This is a genomic window from Streptomyces sp. NPDC088707, assembly GCF_044752725.1.
In the GTDB taxonomy this organism is placed as follows: domain Bacteria; phylum Actinomycetota; class Actinomycetes; order Streptomycetales; family Streptomycetaceae; genus Streptomyces.
This window is the reverse complement of the sequence record NZ_JBIVLV010000006.1, coordinates 369,653-387,965: the sequence shown is the minus strand read 5'-3', so window position 1 is coordinate 387,965 and position 18,313 is coordinate 369,653. Positions and strand designations below refer to the sequence as shown.

Here is an 18,313-nt window from a genome sequence, read left to right as displayed (position 1 = left end):
CGGATGGTCTTATCAGGCCTTCGATCCGTCAAAATGCGATTTGTCCAGACAGTTGAGACACTGACGCCCGAAACCAAGGGTCAAAAGATCTTGACGAGTGTGGAGGGGAATCGCATGAGCGTGCCGGTCTTCGAGGAGTTCGAACCCGCGGCCGACTGCGGCTGCCCGGGGTGTGCCCGGCAGCGGCGCGACCTCGCGCTTGGTCTGCCGGTCCGGGCGGGCGGGCATCCGGCGGCGCACGGCGCGCGCCGCGCCCTGGTCCTGGTGACGGCCGCGGGCGTGGCCCTCGGCGGCGGCGGGGCCGCCGTGGCGACCGCCCTCCCGCCGCCCTCCGTGCCGTTCACCCCGGCGGACCTCGCGGAGCCGGCCGTCGAGACCGACGCCGCCGCGTGGGCCGCCCGCCCCGCCTTTCCCGAGCCCGACACCCCTCAGGGCGGCCGGGGTCCGCTGCACGGAGCACCGGGCCCCGGCGGGCAGCCCTCCCCGAACGCGAACCCGACGTCCAGTCAGGTCTCGACCGGCACCCTCCGGAAGGCGAGCCGGACCGAGATCATCAACCGCGCGAAGCTGTGGGTGACCGCCCAGGTCCCGTACTCCATGGAGAAGTACTGGACGGACGGCTACCGCCAGGACTGCTCCGGCTACATCTCGATGGCCTGGAACCTCCGCAGCAACGAGTGGACCGGCAGCCTCGACCGCTTCGCCGACCGCGTCGACCGCACCGAACTCCAGCCCGGCGACATCCTGCTCTTCCACAACCCCGCCAACCCGACGCGCGGCTCGCACGTCACGATCTTCGGCGGCTGGACGGACTACACCCACACCTCCTACGTCGCGTACGAGCAGACCAAGCCGCGCACGCGGAAGCAGGCGACGCCGATGGCGTACTGGGAGAACTCCAACCGGTACGTGGCCTACCGCTACAAGGGCGTGATCAGCGGCGGCAGCACCGGCGGCGCCACGGGCGGGGCGACCTCGACGGCGACGCCCTACCCCGGCATCGCGATGTTCGGCACCGGCGCCGACAACGCCTACATCGCCCAGCTCGGCCGGCTCCTCGTCGACCGCGGCGGCAAGCGGTACTACAGCAAGGGGCCCGGCCCGAAGTGGGGCGAGGCGGACCGGCGCGCGACCCAGGCGTTCCAGCTGGCGCAGGGCTGGAAGGGCAAGGAGGCGGACGGCCTGCCCGGCCCGGAGACCTGGAAGCTCCTCGTGACCGGCGGGGGCAGGAGCATCGGCGGTTCGAGTGGTGCGAGCGGGTCGAGTTCGAATGCGACGGCATTTCCCGGGCGTGGCTCCTTCCGTCCGGGCCAATCCAACGCATATGTGGAGAAGCTGGGCAAACAACTGGTGAAGCGGGGCTTCGGCAAGCACTACCTGTCGGGACCCGGTCCGCGCTGGACGGAGGCGGACCGCCGCAACGTCGAGGCGTTCCAGCGGGCACAGGGCTGGCGCGGCGCAGCGGCCGACGGCTACCCGGGCCCGGAGACCTGGCGGCGCTTGTTCCGATGACCCCGAGAGCATGAGGTGGACCCGAATGACGGCATCGACCCCGAACCCCGCGGATTCCGGCGCGGCGGCCTCACGTGACGCGGCCCGCACGGCCCGCCGCCTGACGGACGGCACCCTCCCGCGTACGTCCCCTCCCCAGGGCGCACCCCCGGGCACCCCGCCGACCCGCCGGGAGACGCCGGGGGAGCCGGAGCAGTCGAGGGAGCCGGGTGAGCCGCGGGAGGGCGCACCGGCGGAGGGCGGCGCGCCGACGTCCGCCGCCCCGGACGTCGCGCCTGCGCGAGCAGGCGTCACGTCGGGCGTCGCGCCGGGGGGCACGCCGGGCGTCGCGCCGGGCGCGTCCTCGGAGGGAGCGCCCGGCGGGTCGCGTCCCGCGCCGGAGAACCCGGCGGCGGGCGAGCCCGCGCCGTCGGCCCCGGCCGACGGGGAACCGGGGACTTCGCGGGGCAGGGTTCCGGTGTGGCCCGAGCCGGGCGCGAGAGGCGGTGGCGCGACGGAGGCGGCGACGCGGCCGGAAGCCCCGCCGGGTCCGACCGCCGTCACCCCCGCTCCGACCGCTCCGACCGCCCTCGCCTCCGCTCCGACCGCCCCGGCCGCTCCGACCGGCCCGGACGGTACGGCGTCGGGCCACGGCACGGGGTCGGCCGGTGCGTCGCCGGGTGACGGCGCCAGGGCGTCCGGCCCCTTGCCGGTCCGCCCGGTCGGCTCCACGCCTCCGGTCGGGTCCGCGCCTCCGGTCGGGTCCGCGCCCCCGGTCGAGTCCGCGACCCCCGTCGGCTCCACGCCCCCGGGCACGTCCGCTTCCGGTACGGCGACGGGGGAGCCCGCCGCCCCGGGAGCCGCCCCGGTGATCACCCGGGTCCAACCCGTCCCGCCCGCCTACCCCGGCACCACGCCGTCCGGCGCGGGCAAGCACGCCCGCCCCGCCTCGACCTCCCCCTTCAAGCCCGCCGTCACCGTGCGTTCCGGTGGTCCTTCGCCGGTCCCGGCCGCGAACCCCGCCTTGGCCGCCGGGCCGACCGCCGCCTCCGGTGCCGAACCCAGGCCCGGCCGTCCCGCCGAGCGCGCCGCCACACCCGACTTCGGGCGGATCGCCGGGGCCGGTGTGGGTGCCGTCGCCGTGCCCGTCGCCGCCGTCGTGCGGGTCGCGCGGCGGAAGAACGTGATCGGGGCCGAGACCACCGGCTCGATCCCGGTGCACCTCCTCTTCCGCGACCAGCCGGGGGACGCCGTGCCCTTCGCGGCCGGCGAGGACGACGGCGGTCCCGACACCGTCGCCATGGCCGCGCCCACCCTGTCCAGGACGGGCACGGGTCCCGCCATCCCCGGCCCGTCGAAGCTCCAGACCCAGGACCCGGAGCATCCCCGGGCGGACGCCGCCGGGACCAGATCCGCGGGCCGGGCCGCGTCCCAGCAGAAGCCGAAGTCGCCGGCGAAGCCGAAGTCGCCGGCGAAGCCGAAGTCGCCGGCGAAGGCGGAACTCGACGCGCGGCTCGACGCGCGGCCCAAGGCGGAGCCCACGTCCCGCTCCAGGACGCAGGCCGGCAAGGCCCCCGCCGCCACCTCGGCCCACGCCACCGCCCACGCCACCGCCCAGGCCTCCGCCTCCCGGCCCGCCCCCACCGCCGACCCGGCTCTCGTCGAGCGCCCCGGACCGGTGCTGCCCGGGTGGGTCGGGGTGGTCGGCGGGGCGCTCGCGCTCGCCGCGTGCGCGGCGGTCGTGTGGTGGGCCGGGGCGGTGCCCGAGGAGGCGTCCCGGATGCTGCGGCTGCCGGAACGCCCGTACCACGGCATCCATCTCGGCCAGTGGGCGCTCCTCGCGCTCGGTGTGGTCCTCGCCCTGTTCGCGCTCGGCGGGCTCGGCCGGGGCCGGGTCGGCTACGCCTGGGTGCTGACCCTGTTCGGCGACTACCGCGGCACGGTCCGCCGGACCGGTCTGGTCTGGGTCAGCCCGCTCCTGCTGCGGCGCCGTGTCGACGTACGGCTCCGGCACTGGCGCAGTGAGCCGCTGTCGGCGGTGGACGCCAAGGGCACCGCGCTCGACGTCACCGTGCTCGTGGTGTGGCGGGTGCGGGACACCGTCCGGGCGGCGCTCGGCGTCGACGGGCACGAGGACTATCTGCGGGAGCAGGTGGAGGCGGCCATGGCCCGGGTGCTGTCGCAGCTTCCGGCGGACGCCTTCCATGAGGACGCCCCCACGCTCCGGGACGCGGAGGCCGTCGGCGAGGCGCTGACGCGGATGCTGTCGGCGGAGTGTGCGCCGGTCGGTGTGGACGTGTTCTCGGCGCAGCCCACGCGGATCGAGTACGCGCCGGACGTGGCGGCGGCGATGCGCCGGCGCCGGATCGCGGCGATCGACGCGAAGCACCGGGACAGCGTGCTGACCTCGGTGGTGGACGCGGTGGACGACGTGGTCCACCGGCTGACCAGTCGTGGTCTGGTGGAGCTCGACGACTACGAGCGCAAGGCGCTGGTCAAGGACCTGACGGTGGCGTTCTACACGGGTCGGACGGGTCCTGTAGAGGGGGCGTGAAGGGATGGACATGTTCAACTTCCGTCCATACCTTGGTACTTGGTCCAGACCAAAATCGGTACGACGTACCACCGCACGCGTGCGCGCACGGCCCAACGGAACTCCCCCACGTTCTCCTGGAGCGAAGCATGCGCAAAAAGTCAGTCGGGGCGGCGGTGGTGGCGCTCGGCGTCGCCGGCGTCACCCTCTTCGCCACCGGTAGCGCCGGCAGCCACGGCTACACCGACTCACCGATCAGCCGTCAGAAGCTCTGCGCCAACGGCACCGTGACCAACTGCGGCTCCATACAGTGGGAGCCCCAGTCGGTCGAGGGCCCCAAGGGCTTCCCCGCCGCCGGTCCCGCCGACGGCAAGATCTGTTCCGCCGGGCTCACGCAGTTCGCCCAGCTGGACGACCCGCGGGGCGGTGCGTGGCCCACGACGCAGCTCACGTCGGGGCAGAGCTACAGCTTCCGCTGGCAGTTCACGGCCCGGCACGCCACCACCGACTTCAAGTACTACATCACCAAGAACGGCTGGAACGGGACCCAGAAGCTCACCCGGGCCATGCTGGACCCCCAGCCGTTCCTGACCGTCCCCTACAACAACCAGCAGCCGCCGGCGACCCTCTCGCACTCCGGGACGATCCCGGCGGGCAAGACGGGCCGCCATCTGATCCTGGCGGTGTGGACGATCGCGGACACCTCGAACGCGTTCTACGCGTGCTCGGACGTCAGGTTCTGACGCCGGGGCGGCTCGGTGGCCGTTCCTGACGGTCACCGAGCGGCCGTTCCCGTCCGTTCAGTTCTGATGGATCGTCAGTTACAGTCCGGGCCATGAGGGGTGCGGACACCGTCGCGGAACTCGTACGGCGCCAGTGGGGCGACCACCGGATCGGGCTGAGGGACGAGCACCACACCCTCACCCACCACCAGGTCGCCGCCGGCGCCGCCGCGCGGGCCGCGCTCCTCGTGGACCTGATGCCACCCCTGCCGGGGGGCGAGCCGCACCTCGGCATCCTGCTCGACAACACGCCGGAGTACCCGCTCTGGCTCAGCGCGGCGGCCCTCGCGGGGGCCGCCGTCGCCGGGATCAACCCCACCCGGCGCGGCGCCGAACTCGCCCGGGACATCCGGCACACCGCGTGCCGGGTCCTGGTCACCCAGCGCGCCCATCTGCCGCTCCTCGACGGCCTCCCGCTGCCCGGCGTGCGGATCCTGGTCACGGACACCGCCGCGTACCGGGAACTCCTCGCCCCGTACGGGTCCGCCCGCCCGGGCGACGCGCGCCTCGGCCCCGTACGCCCCGACAGCCGCTTCCTGCTCTCCTTCACGTCCGGTTCGACGGGCGCGCCGAAGGCGGCGCTCTGCAGCCAGGGCCGGCTGGCGGCGGCCGGAGCCTCGCTCGGGGCGCACTTCTCCGTCGGCCGGGACGACGTCCACTACATCTGCATGCCGATGTTCCACGGGAACGCGGTGATCGCGGACTGGGCCCCGGCGCTGGTCGCCGGGGCGGGGGTGGCGCTACGGGCCCGCTTCTCGGCCAGCCGCTTCCTCTCGGACGTACGAGCCTTCGAGGCGACCTACTTCACCTATGTCGGCCGGGCGGTGCAGTACCTCCTGGCGACCCCGCCCACCCCCGAGGACCACGCGCACCGGCTCCGCCTCGGCTTCGGCACGGAGGCGGGAGCGGTGGACGCGGTGCGCTTCCGGGAGCGCTTCGGGGTGCCGCTCGTGGAGGGGTACGGCTCCTCGGAGGGAGGCGCGTCGATCCAGTGGACGCCGGACACGCCGGCGGGCGCGGTGGGCCGGGCGGCACCGACCGACGACCTGGTGGTGGTGGACGCGGAGACGGGCCGGGAGTGCGAGGCGGCCCGCTTCTCTCCCACGGGCCGGCTCCTCAACGCCGCCGAGGCGGTCGGGGAGCTCGTCAACCGGGGCCGCAGCACCTTCGAGGGGTACTGGCGCAATCCGGAGGCGGAGGCCGCTCGGCTGCGCCGGGGACACCACCGGGCCGAAGTCTCCGGGGGAGGCTGGTACTGGACGGGCGACCTCTTCTACCGGGACGCGGACGGCTACCTCTACTTCGCGGGCCGTACGGACGACCGGCTGCGGGTCGACAGCGAGAACCTGGCGGCGGCGATGATCGAACACATCCTGGCCCGCTGGGACCGGGCCGCGGGGGTCGCGGTCTACGCGATACCCGACCCGGTGGCGGGGGACCAGGTGATGGCGGCGCTGGCGCTGCGCGAGGGGGCGGTCTTCGACCCGGCGGAGTTCACGGGCTTCCTCGCGGCGCAGCAGGACCTGGGGACGAAGATGCCGCCCCGCTTCGTCCGGGTGATGTCCGAACTCCCCCTCACGGCCACGAACAAGGTCCACCGGGTGGTCCTCCGCCGTGAGTCCTTCCTCTGCGAGGACCCGGTCTGGTGGCGCCCGGCACCGGGCGCCCCGTACGAGCCCCTGACGCCCGTGGCCACGGCGGCGCTCCGGGCGGAGTACGCGCGCCAGGGCCGGGAGCCAAACTCCTAGGACCCTGCCACGGCCGGGACCCGCGAGGCGATCCGCCGTCGCCGTCGCCGTCGCCGTCGCCCTCGCCAGGTGTCAGGTGCCAGGTGCGGGCGGCGGGCGACAGGCGCCGGGGTGACGGCGGTCGCGGGGGTAGGCCCAGCCCCACCCCCGCCCCACCCCTCAGCCCCATCGCCCCGACCCGGCCGACGGGCCTAACGTGAGGCCGCATGGACCCCCGTACCCCTTGGCAGGCGCTCACCCGGCCCCGGTTCCCGCTCGGGCCCTGGCCCTGGCGATCCGTCGCGTACCTGGCGACCGGCGCGCTCCTCGGGGGCGTCGTCTGCGCCGTGTTCGTGCTGCTCGGGCTGTTCTCCGTCCTGCTCGTCGGACTGCCCCCGCTGCTCCTCTCCGGGCTCGCCCTCGGCGGCATCGAGCGCCGCCGCCTGCGCCTCGTCGACCTCGACCCCGCCCCCGATCCGCACCGCGTCCCCACCACCCCCGGCCTCGCCGCCTGGCTCCGGCTCCGGGCGGGGGAGCAGGCGACCTGGCGGGAGTTCGCGTACGCCCTGCTCCTCGCCACCGTCCTGTGGCCGCTCGACCTCCTCGCCGTCGCCGTCGGCGTCGGCCTGCCCGTCCTGCTCCTCGGCGCACCGGTCCAGCTGGCCGTGGACGGCCAGGAGGCCAAGGTCGTCAAGGCGTACCTGGTGACCTCCTACCCGGAGGCCTTCGCCGCCGCCCTCCTCGGTGCCCTGCTCCTCGTCGCCCTCGCCTACCCGCTCGCCGCCGTCGCCGGTGCCCGCGCCGCCCTCGTCCGCGCCCTGCTCACCCCCCGCGAATCCGCGCAGCCGGGCGCGATCGGCGAGGTCATCGCCTCCCGCGCCCGGCTCGTCGACGCCTTCGAGGCCGAGCGGCGCCGGATCGAGCGCGATCTGCACGACGGAGCCCAGCAGCGGCTCGTCGCCCTCACGATGACCCTCGGGCTCGCCCGGCTCGACGCCCCGCCGGGCGGCCCGCTCGCCGACCAGCTGGCGAAGGCGCACGCGGAGGCCGGGCAGGTCCTCACCGAGCTGCGCGAGCTGATCCACGGAATCCATCCGCAGGTCCTCGCCGACTACGGCCTCGGTGCGGCCCTCGCCGACGCCGCCGACCGGTCGGCCGTGCCCGTCGCCACGGACGTCGACCTGCCCCGGCTGCCGGAGTCCGTCGAGAGCGCCGGCTACTTCGCCGGCTGCGAGGCCCTCGCCAACCTCGGCAAGCACAGCGGGGCGAGCCGGGCCTCGATCACCGCCCGGCACACCGGCGGTGTCCTCCGGATCGACGTCGAGGACGACGGGCGCGGCGCCGCCGACCCGGCCGCGGGCACCGGTCTCACCGGCCTGGCCGACCGGATCGCCGTCCTCGATGGCACACTGACGATCATGAGCCCGCCGGGCGGGCCGACCCTCCTCCGAGTGGAGATCCCATGCCCCGCACTGAGCGAACGCTCCGCGTCGTCCTCGCCGAGGACAGCGTCCTCCTCCGGGAGGGACTGATCGGTCTCCTGGCCCGTTTCGGCCACGAGGTCGTCGCCGCCGTCGGGGACGCCGAGGCGCTGCGCGCGGCGGTCGCCGCCCATGACCCGGACATCGTGGTGACCGACGTCCGGATGCCGCCCGGTTTCCAGGACGAGGGGCTGCGCGCCGCCGTCGCGCTCCGCGCCGAGCGCCCCGCCCTGCCGGTCCTCGTCCTCAGCCAGTACGTGCAGCGCAGCTACGCCGCCGATCTGCTGGACGCGGGCGACGGCACCGGCGTCGGCTATCTGCTCAAGGACCGGGTCGGCCAGGTGGAGGAGTTCCTCGACGCGCTCGCCCGGGTCGCGGACGGCGGGACGGTCGTCGACCCCGAGGTCGTACGGCAGCTGCTCCGCCGGCACCGCGATCCGCTGGAGGCGCTGACCCCGCGTGAGCGCGAGGTCCTGGGTCTGGTCGCGGAGGGCCGTTCGAACGGTGCGATCGCCCGCCGCCTGGTGGTGACCGAGGCCGCCGTCGGCAAGCACATCGGCAACATCCTGGCGAAGCTGGATCTGCCGCCGGCCGAGGACACCCACCGCCGGGTCCTCGCCGTCCTCACCTACCTCAGGGCCTAGCCGAGCCGCACACGAGGAAGCCCCCTCGCACACGAAGAAGCCCCCCGCTTCCGCGAGGGGCTTCTTCCGTCTGTGCGCCGCCAGGGACTCGAACCCCGGACCCGCTGATTAAGAGTCAGCTGCTCTAACCAACTGAGCTAGCGGCGCCTGCTGACAGAGAAAATACTACCTGGTCCCGCGGGGTGCTCATGACCACCCCGCGGCACCGCGCCGCAGGGACCCCCGAATGCCCCGGATGCCGCGGATTCCTCGGCTCACCGGGGCCCGGGGTGTCTCAGATCGCCAGTGCCATGACCACCGGCGCCGCCCGCCGGTTCAGCGTGTCCGCCGCCGAGCGCAGCCGGTGGGCGTGCTCGATCGGCAGGGAGAGGGCCAGGCAGCCCACGGCGGAGCCGGCCGTCAGCGGAACGGCCGCGCAGACCGTGCCCACCGCGTACTCCTGGAGGTCGAGCACCGGGACGGTCGGCGGCTGGCTGTCCAGCTTGGAGAAGAGGATCCGCTCGCTGGTGATCGTCCGGGAGGTGAGCCGGGCGATCTTGTGCCGGGAGAGGTGGTCCCGGCGTCCGTTCTGGTCGAGCTGGGTGAGCAGGCACTTGCCGACCGCGCTGGCGTGCGCGGCCGAGCGGAAGTCGACCCACTCGTTGACCTTGGGTGTGCGCGGACCGTCGGCGAACTGGGTGATCTTCACCTCGCCGTCGATGTACCGGCTGATGTAGACCGCCGCGCCGACGGAGTCGCGCAGCTCGGTCAGGGTCTCCTGGAGCTTCGCCTCCAGGGCTTCGCGGCGGGTCATGCCGGAGCCGAGGAGGACGAGGGAGTCCCCGATCACGTAGGCACCGTCGGCGACCTGCTCGACGTACCCCTCACGCCGGAGCATGAGGAGCAGTGAGGTGAGGTGGGCCACGGGCAGGCCGGCTTCGCGCGCGATCTGGACGTCCGCCACTCCGCCACCGTGCCGTGAGATCGTCTCGAGGACGCGCAAGGCGTATTGCACCGAGTGGAACGGTGCGGTGGGCTCGGGCTTCAGTGCCACGGTTTCCCCCTACCAGGTTGTGACCGCAAGCTTTCGTACCACGATAGCCGCCAAGCGCCGTTTGCGGGGCGGCTGTTGGCGAGAATGATGCGGAGCATCCGGGCCCTGGTCTGGGGCGCGCCACTCTGGCATATGCCGCAGTCATGAGTGGCCCGGAGAGCCTCAGGTCAGGGCCGTGTGTGCGGGGGTTCGCGTGTGCGTTCGGCCCTGGGAGAACGCGAGATTTTTATGGGGAAACGGACGCGGTGGCGGACGTTCCGGTCGCCTTCCGGCCCCTCGCGGTGGCCGAGAACCATCGGAAGGCCCCCGCGGAGCCCCCGGAATAAACGGAGACACCCTCCTGTTGTCATCGAGTCCACGCCGATCCACGGGTCGTTCAGCCGGTCCGTGCGTCGTCCATGAGTCCGTACGTGTGCCGAGGAGGGTCCCGAAGGTGACCGACGCTATTCGAGGAGAGGCGCGGGGCTCCGCGCCCGTGCCGCTGTCCGTGCTGGACCTGGTGACCGTCGGCAGCGGCAGGACCGCGACCCAGGCCCTCGCCACCAGCGTCGAGCTGAGCAGGCTCGCCGAGCGGCGCGGCTTCCACCGGCACTGGGTGGCCGAACACCACTCCATGCCCGGCGTCGCCTCCTCGTCCCCGGCGGTGATCCTCGCCCACCTCGCCGCCCACACCACGCGCATCCGCCTCGGCTCGGGCGGCGTCATGCTGCCCAACCACGCGCCGCTGGTCATCGCCGAGCAGTTCGGCACCCTGGAGGCCTTCGCCCCGGGCCGGATCGACCTCGGTCTCGGGCGCGCGCCCGGCACCGACGGGGCCACGGCCGCCGCGCTGCGTCGCACCGCCACCCTGAACGAGGGGGCCGACGACTTCCCGGAGCAGCTCGCCGAGCTGACCCGCTTCCTGGACGACGACTTCCCGGACGGCCACCGGTACGCCCGGATCCACGCGGTGCCCGGCCCGGTGCAGGGGCCGAAGGGCCGGCCGCCGGTCTGGCTGCTCGGCTCGTCCGGCTTCAGCGCGCGCCTGGCCGGCCTGCTCGGGCTGCCCTTCGCGTTCGCCCACCACTTCTCGGCCAGGAACACGATCCCCGCGCTCGACCTCTACCGGGAGTCCTTCCGGCCCTCCGAGGTGCTCGACGCGCCCTACGCGATGATCGGCGTCTCGGCGCTGGCCGCCGACGAGGCGGCGCAGGCCCGTCGCCAGGTCCTCTCCGGCGCCCTCGCGATGCTGCGGCTGCGCACCGGCCGGCCCGGTCTGGTGCCGACGCCGGAGGAGGCGGAGGCGTACGACTTCAGCCCCGCCGAGCGGGAGTTCGTCAACGACTGGCTGGCGAACATCGTCCACGGCACCCCCGACGAGGTCCGTACCGGCCTGGACGACCTCAGGAAGCGGACGGGCGCGGACGAGCTGATGATCACGGCCAACGCGCACGGCGGGGAGGCGCGGCTGCGGAGCTACGAGCTCATCGCGGACGCGTACGAACTCCCCGAGCTCCCGGCGGAGTAGGGCGCGGCACCTGTTCCGGGCCGGGGGCGGCCGGGTAAAAACCCTGGTCCCCGGGGCCGGTTGGTTCCTGCACGGATCGGCCCCCGCTCCACCCCTAAGTGAACCTTAAACCGCTCGTCACCGATGGTGGCGGGCGGTTCCGTTTTGTGCTGCGCGCCTCTGACGAGGCCTTTCTTCTTCGAATTGGTCTAGTCCTCAATCTGGTTCAGACCATTGACGCACTGTTCACGTGCCGGTTATCACTGCTCCAGCTCCTGTACGGCACCACCCCCGCACTCCCCCCGATGGAGGCCGCACGTGCACCCCCGTAAGCCCTTGATCGCCGCGCTCCTCAGCACGGCTCTCGCCGCCGGCGCCCTCGCGGCGACCGTCGGCCTCGGCTCCGCCCAGGCGGCCGAATCGACGACCACTGCCGCTGCGGGCGGTGTGCGCATCGCGTACTACGACCAGTGGAGCGTCTACGGCAACGCGTTCTACCCCAAGCACCTCGACACCCGGGGCATCGCGGGTCAGCTGGACGTCATCAACTACTCGTTCGGCAACATCCACCCCACCAACCTCACCTGTTTCATGGCCAACAAGGCCGCGGGTGACGACAACAACCCCAACGCGGGTGACGGTGCGGGCGACTCGTACGCCGACTACCAGAAGTCCTTCAGCGCGGCGGACAGCGTCGACGGCGTCGCCGACAAGTGGGACCAGCCGATCGTGGGCGTCTTCAACCAGTTCAAGGAACTGAAGGCGAAATACCCCCACCTGAAGATCAACATCTCGCTCGGCGGCTGGACGTACTCCAAGTACTTCAGCGACGCGGCGAAGACGGACGCGAGCCGCAAGAAGCTCGTCTCCTCCTGCATCGACCAGTACATCAAGGGCAACCTGCCCGTCGAGGGCGGCTTCGGCGGCGCGGGCACGGCGGCCGGCATCTTCGACGGCATCGACATCGACTGGGAGTACCCCGGCTCCTCCGGCGGCCACCTGGGCAACCACTACGCCCCCGAGGACAAGCAGAACTTCACGCTGCTCCTCGCCGAGTTCCGCAAGCAGCTCGACGCGTACGGCGCCGCCAACGGCGGCAAGAAGTACCTGCTGACCTCGGCCCTCCCGGCCGGCCAGGACAAGATCAAGTACATCGAGACCGACAAGATCGGCCAGTACTTGGACTACGCCAACATCATGACGTACGACATGCACGGCGCCTGGGACGGCGACGGGCCGACGTACCACCAGTCCCCGCTGTACTCCGGCTCGAACGACCCGACCGACGTGATCGCGCCGGGCACCGAGAAGTACTCGATCGACAACGCCATCGACTCCTGGATCGACGGCAAGCCCGCCTACGGCATCGCAGGCGGCTTCCCCGCCAACAAGCTGACCCTGGGCTACGAGTTCTACTACCGCGGCTGGAAGGGCGTCCCGGCCGGCTCCGCCAACGGCCTCGCGGGCACCGCGACCGGTGGCTCCAACGCCCGCCCGCTCAGCCAGCAGGCCGGCATCGCGCACTACAAGGAGCTCGGCGGCATCGTCGACAACGCGGCGACGACCTTCTGGGACGACCAGGCGAAGTCCTCGTACTTCTACAAGGACGGCGAGTTCTTCACCGGCCTCAACCAGCGCTCCATCCAGGCCCGCGTGGACTACGCCAAGCAGCGCGGCCTGGCCGGCGCGATGATGTACTCGCTCCTCGGCCTGGACGAGAACGCCACCCTGCTGAAGCAGATCAACACGGCGCTCGGCTCCACCACGACCCCGCCGACCACCCCGCCGACCACCCCGCCGACGACGCCCCCGACCACCCCGCCCACCACGCCCCCGACCACCCCGCCCACGACCCCGCCGACCACCCCGCCCACGGGCTGCGGCTCGGTCCCGGCGTACGTGGCCGGCACGGTCTACACCGGCGGCACGGTCGTCTCCCACAACGGCCGCAAGTGGCTCGCCCAGTGGTGGACCCAGAACGAGGCCCCCGGCACCACCGGCGAGTGGGGTGTCTGGAAGGACCAGGGCGCCTGCTGAGGCCCTGACCCGACCCGGGACCCGGGAGAACTCACGTGACCCGCTGAACCCCGCATGAACCACTGCCCCCGCCCGGAATGTCCCTCCGGCCGGGGGCAGTTCCATGCCTCCGGTCCGCGGACCTCAGACCGGCAGCGGCTCCACACCGATCAGCTCGGCGATGCGATCCGGCGCCACCGCCCGCGAGTACAGCCAGCCCTGCCCCGTGTCGCAGCCGATCCTGCGCAGCCGGCTCGCCTGCCCCGAGGTCTCCACGCACTCGGCGGTGACCGTCAGCCCCAGCCGGTGCGCGAGCTGCACCAGCGCCTCGACGATCAGCTCGTCGGCCGGGTTGGCGTGCTCCTCGTCCTGGAAGCCGCGGACGAAGGAGCCGTCCAGCTTGAGCACGGAGACCGGCAGCCGGCTCAGATAGGCCAGGTTCGAGTAGCCGGTGCCGAAGTCGTCGATCGCGATCCGCACCCCCATGTCGCTCAGCGCCTGGAGCGCCTGGAGCGGCCGCCCGGCGGAGCCCATCACGGCCGACTCGGTGAGCTCCAGCTGGAGCAGGTGCGGGGCGAGCCCCGTCTCCGCGAGGATGCCGGCCACGTCGGCGACCAGGTCGGAGTCCCAGACCTGACGCACCGCCACGTTGACGCTGACGAAGATCGGACGCTCGCGCGGATGGTCCTTCTGCCACTGCCGGGCCTGCCTGCAGGCCGTGCGCAGCACCCAGCGGCCGAGCTCCACGATGGAGCCGTCCTCCTCGGCGATCGCGACGAACCGATTCGGCGGAAGGACACCGAACTGCGGGTGGTTCCAGCGCACCAGCGCCTCCACCCCGCGCACGGCACCGTCCGCCAGATCCACCAGCGGCTGGTACTCGAGGGCGAACTCCCCGCGCTCCACGGCCGGGCGCAGCGTGGAGGAGAGCGCCTGCCGGGTCATCCGGTGCGCGTTGCGCTCCGGGTCGAAGAGGGTCCAGCGGGCCTTGCCGTCCGCCTTCGCCCAGTACAGCGTGGTGTCGGCGTCCTGCATCAGGGCCGTCGCCGTCGTGCCGGAGCCGGAGCGCTCGACCACGCCGATCGAGGCGGAGACCGAGAGCCGCTGGCCGCCCAGGTCGAAGGGCCGCTGGAGCGCGCACAGCACCGACCGCGCCAGATCGGCGAGTTGCTCCGTGCCAGTGGAGTCCTCGACCAGGATCGCGAACTCGTCCCCGCCGAGCCGCGCCACGAGATGGCCGCCGCTGCGGGTGTAGCCGTCGCTGTCCGCGCACTCCGTGAGCCGGGAGGCGACGGCGGCGAGGAGCCGGTCGCCGACGCGGTGGCCGAGGGTGTCGTTGACGGCCTTGAAGCCGTCGAGATCGAGGTAGCAGAGACCGATCCGCCCTGTTCTGCCATACCCGTACGACTCGTACGACGAGCTGATCGTCTCGCCTGGGCCCGTCGCGGCGGCGGTGGCCGAGGCGCTCGCGGTGCCCGCGATGGCCGCGGCGCTCGCGAGGTCCGCCGCGTCCTGCGCCGAGGCCTCCAGGGCCGCCGAGAGGCGCTCGAAGAACAGGGCGCGGTTGGGCAGTCGGGTCACCGGGTCGTGCATCTGGAGGTGCCGCAGCCGTGCCTGGAGCTCGCGCCGGTCGCTGATGTCCGCGATCGACAGCAGGACCCGCCGGCTGTCGGGCACGGGGGCGACGGTGACCTCGGCCCACAGCGAGCGCCCGTCGGCGTGCTTGAGGCGGCGGGTGCAGCGGAAGCGGGAGCGCCGGCCGCGCAGCACCTCGCGGTACGCGTGCCAGGTGCGCCCGTCGGACGCGAGGTCGACGAGGTCGGCGGCGGCCTGTTCCCGGAGCGCCTCCGGCGCGGCGCCGATGAGGGTGCCGAAGGAGTCGTTGGCGGCGACGACGACGCCGTCCTGGTCGATGACGGCCATCGCGAGCTGGGCGACGCGGAACGCGGCGCGGTAGTCCCGGAGTTCGGAGGGGGAGCAGCCGACGCGCGGCTCGGCTCCGTACGGGGGGTGACGCTCCGTGAGTGCGGCTTCCGCCGCGCGCGTCTCCGGCGGCTCTGGGTGCACCGGTCCTTCGGGGGTTCCGCTCACCGCTCGCTCCCGTAGTGCAGTCGGGCCGGTCACATGTGGTCGGGACGGTCGGCCAAGGAAGAGTGTGCCGATCATAGAGCCCGTACGGGGGAGCCTTCCAGCTCCGAGGCCCCTCCGGACAGCGCCAGCCGCTGTGAGACCGCCCACCGCCACACCCCGCCCGATCGTTTCTGCGCGGGTCTGACATGGGTCGATGACGATGTGACCGAATGTGACTTTCCGTGAGCTGAAGCGCGCTCGTGTCGCGTCGACCGCGTGGCGCGCCCTCACCCGACCGGGGCAGCGGAAACGTGCGAAACGCCGCAAACCGTCACAAGGTGGGTGGAGTGTCCCGCATTCCCGATCCGGAGGTCCACGTGAGGGGTCAGCAGCCACCCGGGGGAGTGGACCGCTCGCGGCTCCGCGCCGGCGCGGCGGCCCTCACCTCGTTCGCCGCCCTGGCCGCCACCGGGCTCGTCGCCGGCCCCGCCGTCGGCGCCCCCTCGGCGAGTCCCTGCGCCCTGCCCCGCACGGCGGCCCATCACTCGCTCGGCCTCGACACCTGGAACAGGTCGTATCCGCGCCCCGACCGCACCCTCGACGCGGTCATGATCTTCCTGTCGTTCCCGGACTCCGAGCCGCTCACCGATCCGGCCGAACTCGCCGCCGACCACTTCCCCGCCACCAGCGAGTACTTCGCTCGCGCCTCCTACGGGCGCTTCCATCTGCGCCCGCACCCCGAGCGCGGCTGGACGCCGATGCCGAAGGAGTCGAGCGCGTACGACATACGGCGTGACTGGGACGCCGGACAGCGCTCCGCCTATCTCAGGGACGCGATCGGCGCCGCCGACGCGAGCGTCGACTTCTCCCGGTACGACATCGTCTACCTGGTCGCCGACCCGGACGCGCCCGGCGTGGACTCCGACGCGACCAAGGTCGTCAATCTGGAGAAGCCGATGGAGGTCGACGGCACCGAGATCAAGCGGGTCGTCACCGTCTTCGAGCGGCACCCGCCCGACCGGAACGTCCTGGCCCACGAGACCGGGCACGTCTTCGACCTGCCCGACCTCTACCACCGTCCGGCGGACGGCAAGGGCGACTGGGACACCCATGTGGGTGACTGGGACGTCATGGGCAGCCAGTTCGGGCTCTCCCCGGACCTCTTCGGCTGGCACAAGTGGAAGCTCGGCTGGCTCTCCACCGCCCAGATCGCCTGCGTGCAGGGGACGGGCCCCCGGATGGTGAGCCTGGAACCGACCGACGCCCAGCCCGCGCCCGGCGCCAGCCTCGGCACCCGGCTCGCCGTGGTCCGTACGGGCCCCGACAGCGTCCTCGCGGTCGAGGCCCGGGGCAGCGCCGGGAGCAACGCCGAGACCTGCACCGAGGGCGTCCTCGTCTACCGCGTCCGGGGCAGCGCGGCCTCCGGCGACGGCCCCGTCGAGGTCGTCGACGCGCACCCGCGCACCGAGGCCTGCTGGGACCGCTCCGTCTACCCGCCGCTCGCGGACGCCCCGCTGGAGGAGGGCGAGACGCTCACCGTGCCCGGAACGGGGGTACGGGTGGAGGTCGCCGAACGCACCGGGACGGGTGCCTGGACGGTCAGGATCACCCCGCCCGCCGTCGACTGAGCGGCCGGGACGGCGGCCGGGACCGGGACCGCACCCGGAACACGAAGAAGCCCCTCGCTTCCGCGAGGGGCTTCTTCTGTCTGTGCGCCGCCAGGGACTCGAACCCCGGACCCGCTGATTAAGAGTCAGCTGCTCTAACCAACTGAGCTAGCGGCGCCTGCTGACGTCGTAGACATTAGCACCCGGATCGGCGGGAGGAAAAATCGATACCCGCACGTCGGCGGCTGAAGCCGCCCGGACGGCCCGCACGCAGGCCCAGAGCACGACCTCGGGACCGGGCAGCCAGGGATTCCGGGTGTCGGGCGCCACCAGCCAGCGGGGCCCGGTGGGCCCGGACGGCACGAGCGGCGGCACGGTCACCGCGTCCCCGATCCCATGACAGAGCGGCCGGGGGACGGCGTCGCACCATTCCTCCCAGTCCAGCAGGGCCGGCAGCCGCTGGGCCGTGCCCGGCGCGGTGAACAGCATCATCCGGCCCCGGTGCACCGCCACGGGCCCCGAACCCGGGCCCTCCTCCCACAGCCGGTCCAGCACGCGGCGCCCGAACACCGGGTCCACGTTGACGACGTCGAAGACGGCCCCGCAGGGCAGCGCCGCCGGGGAGGCCGGCCGGGACTCCCAGCGGGTGAGCGCGGCCTCACGGTTCCCGGTGGCGGAGGCGAGCCAGGAGGCGCCGTCGGCGGTCACCCGGGCGGTCTGGTGACGCCCCTCGTCGCCCTCCCGGAGGAACCGGAAGATGTCGTGCTCGGTCTCGTCGCGCGTCCACGTCGTCATGCCTCCAGGTCTACCGGCTGTCACGGACCGGTCGCCGAGAGTTCACGGAATTCCGGACAGAGCGGGAGGGCGAGGAGTATCGTGCACCCCCGGCATATGCCAGGCGTGCTTTTTCGGCCACGCGCCGGAGCCCCCGGTCCCTGCGCACCGGAACCCCCGGTCTCCGCGTGACGGAGCCCCCCGGGCGCCTGCGGGGCCTCCGGGCGACCCGCGGGCGCCTCCAGGGGCTCGATAGATCGCCGCGTGCTCAGTCCTCCGCCGGCCGACCGTTCGTCCTGATCAGGTCGCGGCCGAACTCGATCATCTTCCGGGCGTAGTCCTCGGTCCACTGCGCCCGCTCGGCGACGTCCGCCGGCGTCAGACGGTCGAACCGGCGCGGATCGGCCAGCTGCGCCGCCGCGATCGCCTGGAACTCGGTCGCCCGGTCCGTCGCCGCGCGGAACGCCAGCGTCAGCTCCGTCGCGCGGGACAGCAGCTCCCGCGGATCCTCTATCGACTCCAGGTCGAAGAAATGCTCCGGGTCGGCGGTCGCCTCGGCAGGCTCGAAGACCAGCGGTGCCGGCCTGAGCCGCCGCTGTCCGCTCCGCTCCGCGGGTTCCGCCATCGTCGCTCTCCTCTTCACGCTCACGGTCACGCCGTACACCGGCA

General features: G+C 73.1%; 13 protein-coding genes and 2 tRNA genes. 9 read left to right on the top strand and 6 right to left on the bottom strand.

Features of this window, described 5'->3' with window-relative positions; all coding sequences use genetic code 11:
* Positions 1-114 precede the first annotated feature (114 nt).
* The 6 genes from ACIP84_RS20710 (at position 115) to ACIP84_RS20685 (ending at position 8,658) form a co-directional block, all read left to right on the top strand.
* Entirely contained in the window at positions 115-1,512 is a 1,398-nt protein-coding gene (locus ACIP84_RS20710) for a peptidoglycan-binding protein (protein ID WP_401799218.1), read from the top strand.
* A gap of 847 nt (positions 1,513-2,359) precedes the next feature.
* The gene (locus ACIP84_RS20705; protein ID WP_401799216.1) at positions 2,360-4,045 is read left to right on the top strand and encodes an SPFH domain-containing protein; all 1,686 of its coding nucleotides are present in this window, start codon (positions 2,360-2,362) and stop codon (positions 4,043-4,045) included.
* A 128-nt stretch (positions 4,046-4,173) separates the two neighbouring features.
* A complete protein-coding gene (locus ACIP84_RS20700) occupies positions 4,174-4,767 on the top strand; it encodes a lytic polysaccharide monooxygenase (RefSeq protein WP_319309538.1) in 594 nt (197 codons plus the stop codon).
* Positions 4,768-4,859: 92 nt separating this feature from the next.
* Positions 4,860-6,554: an AMP-binding protein gene (locus ACIP84_RS20695; RefSeq protein ID WP_401799214.1), complete on the top strand. Its 1,695-nt coding sequence runs from the start codon at positions 4,860-4,862 to the stop codon at positions 6,552-6,554.
* 206 nt (positions 6,555-6,760) lie between these two features.
* Positions 6,761-8,065, top strand: a complete 1,305-nt coding sequence (locus ACIP84_RS20690) for a sensor domain-containing protein (protein ID WP_401799212.1) — start codon at positions 6,761-6,763, stop codon at positions 8,063-8,065.
* Positions 7,996-8,658 carry a response regulator transcription factor gene (locus ACIP84_RS20685; protein WP_355958051.1) on the top strand — a complete coding sequence of 221 codons (663 nt, stop codon included), beginning with the start codon at positions 7,996-7,998 and terminating at the stop codon, positions 8,656-8,658. The genes ACIP84_RS20690 and ACIP84_RS20685 overlap by 70 nt, the downstream gene beginning before the upstream one ends.
* Positions 8,659-8,731: 73 nt before the next feature.
* Here the strand turns inward: ACIP84_RS20685 and ACIP84_RS20680 are convergent.
* Together ACIP84_RS20680 and ACIP84_RS20675 are read right to left on the bottom strand one after the other, a co-directional pair.
* Positions 8,732-8,805, bottom strand: a tRNA-Lys gene (locus ACIP84_RS20680).
* 127 nt (positions 8,806-8,932) lie between these two features.
* Positions 8,933-9,691 (bottom strand): IclR family transcriptional regulator C-terminal domain-containing protein, encoded by a 759-nt coding sequence (locus tag ACIP84_RS20675; RefSeq protein WP_355958050.1) that lies wholly within the window; start codon positions 9,689-9,691, stop codon positions 8,933-8,935.
* A 433-nt stretch (positions 9,692-10,124) separates the two neighbouring features.
* Between ACIP84_RS20675 and ACIP84_RS20670 the strand changes: the two genes are divergently transcribed.
* Both ACIP84_RS20670 and ACIP84_RS20665 read left to right on the top strand, forming a co-directional pair.
* The gene (locus ACIP84_RS20670; protein ID WP_401799210.1) at positions 10,125-11,198 is read left to right on the top strand and encodes an LLM class flavin-dependent oxidoreductase; all 1,074 of its coding nucleotides are present in this window, start codon (positions 10,125-10,127) and stop codon (positions 11,196-11,198) included.
* 297 nt (positions 11,199-11,495) lie between these two features.
* Positions 11,496-13,214 carry a glycosyl hydrolase family 18 protein gene (locus ACIP84_RS20665; RefSeq protein WP_401799208.1) on the top strand — a complete coding sequence of 573 codons (1,719 nt, stop codon included), beginning with the start codon at positions 11,496-11,498 and terminating at the stop codon, positions 13,212-13,214.
* A gap of 123 nt (positions 13,215-13,337) precedes the next feature.
* On the opposite strand, the gene ACIP84_RS20660 is transcribed toward ACIP84_RS20665, so the two are convergent.
* Positions 13,338-15,284, bottom strand: a complete 1,947-nt coding sequence (locus tag ACIP84_RS20660) for a putative bifunctional diguanylate cyclase/phosphodiesterase (RefSeq protein ID WP_401799206.1) — start codon at positions 15,282-15,284, stop codon at positions 13,338-13,340.
* Positions 15,285-15,610: 326 nt separating this feature from the next.
* Here ACIP84_RS20660 and ACIP84_RS20655 point away from each other — a divergent pair, with 326 nt between their 5' ends.
* Positions 15,611-16,891 carry a M6 family metalloprotease domain-containing protein gene (locus tag ACIP84_RS20655; RefSeq protein ID WP_401799204.1) on the top strand — a complete coding sequence of 427 codons (1,281 nt, stop codon included), beginning with the start codon at positions 15,611-15,613 and terminating at the stop codon, positions 16,889-16,891.
* Positions 16,892-16,974: 83 nt separating this feature from the next.
* Here ACIP84_RS20655 and ACIP84_RS20650 read toward each other — a convergent pair.
* From ACIP84_RS20650 to ACIP84_RS20640, 3 genes are all read right to left on the bottom strand, one after another.
* Positions 16,975-17,048, bottom strand: a tRNA-Lys gene (locus ACIP84_RS20650).
* Positions 17,039-17,665, bottom strand: coding sequence for a bifunctional DNA primase/polymerase (locus ACIP84_RS20645; RefSeq protein WP_355958044.1), 627 nt, complete (start codon positions 17,663-17,665; stop codon positions 17,039-17,041). The genes ACIP84_RS20650 and ACIP84_RS20645 overlap by 10 nt, the downstream gene beginning before the upstream one ends.
* Before the next feature lie 247 nt (positions 17,666-17,912).
* On the bottom strand, positions 17,913-18,269 hold the full coding sequence (locus tag ACIP84_RS20640) for a hypothetical protein (RefSeq protein ID WP_030324811.1): 357 nt from the start codon (positions 18,267-18,269) through the stop codon (positions 17,913-17,915).
* Between the last annotated feature and the right edge of the window lie 44 nt (positions 18,270-18,313).

What these genes read in the sequence shown, in the direction of transcription:
- ACIP84_RS20710 (WP_401799218.1), top strand. Translation starts at nt 115, where the DNA reads ATGAGCGTGCCGGTCTTCGAGGAGTTCGAACCCGCGGCCGACTGCGGC.
- ACIP84_RS20700 (WP_319309538.1), top strand. Translation starts at nt 4,174, where the DNA reads ATGCGCAAAAAGTCAGTCGGGGCGGCGGTGGTGGCGCTCGGCGTCGCC.
- ACIP84_RS20695 (WP_401799214.1), top strand. Translation starts at nt 4,860, where the DNA reads ATGAGGGGTGCGGACACCGTCGCGGAACTCGTACGGCGCCAGTGGGGC.
- ACIP84_RS20690 (WP_401799212.1), top strand. Translation starts at nt 6,761, where the DNA reads ATGGACCCCCGTACCCCTTGGCAGGCGCTCACCCGGCCCCGGTTCCCG.
- ACIP84_RS20685 (WP_355958051.1), top strand. Translation starts at nt 7,996, where the DNA reads ATGCCCCGCACTGAGCGAACGCTCCGCGTCGTCCTCGCCGAGGACAGC.
- ACIP84_RS20645 (WP_355958044.1), bottom strand. Translation starts at nt 17,665, where the DNA reads ATGACGACGTGGACGCGCGACGAGACCGAGCACGACATCTTCCGGTTC.
- ACIP84_RS20640 (WP_030324811.1), bottom strand. Translation starts at nt 18,269, where the DNA reads ATGGCGGAACCCGCGGAGCGGAGCGGACAGCGGCGGCTCAGGCCGGCA.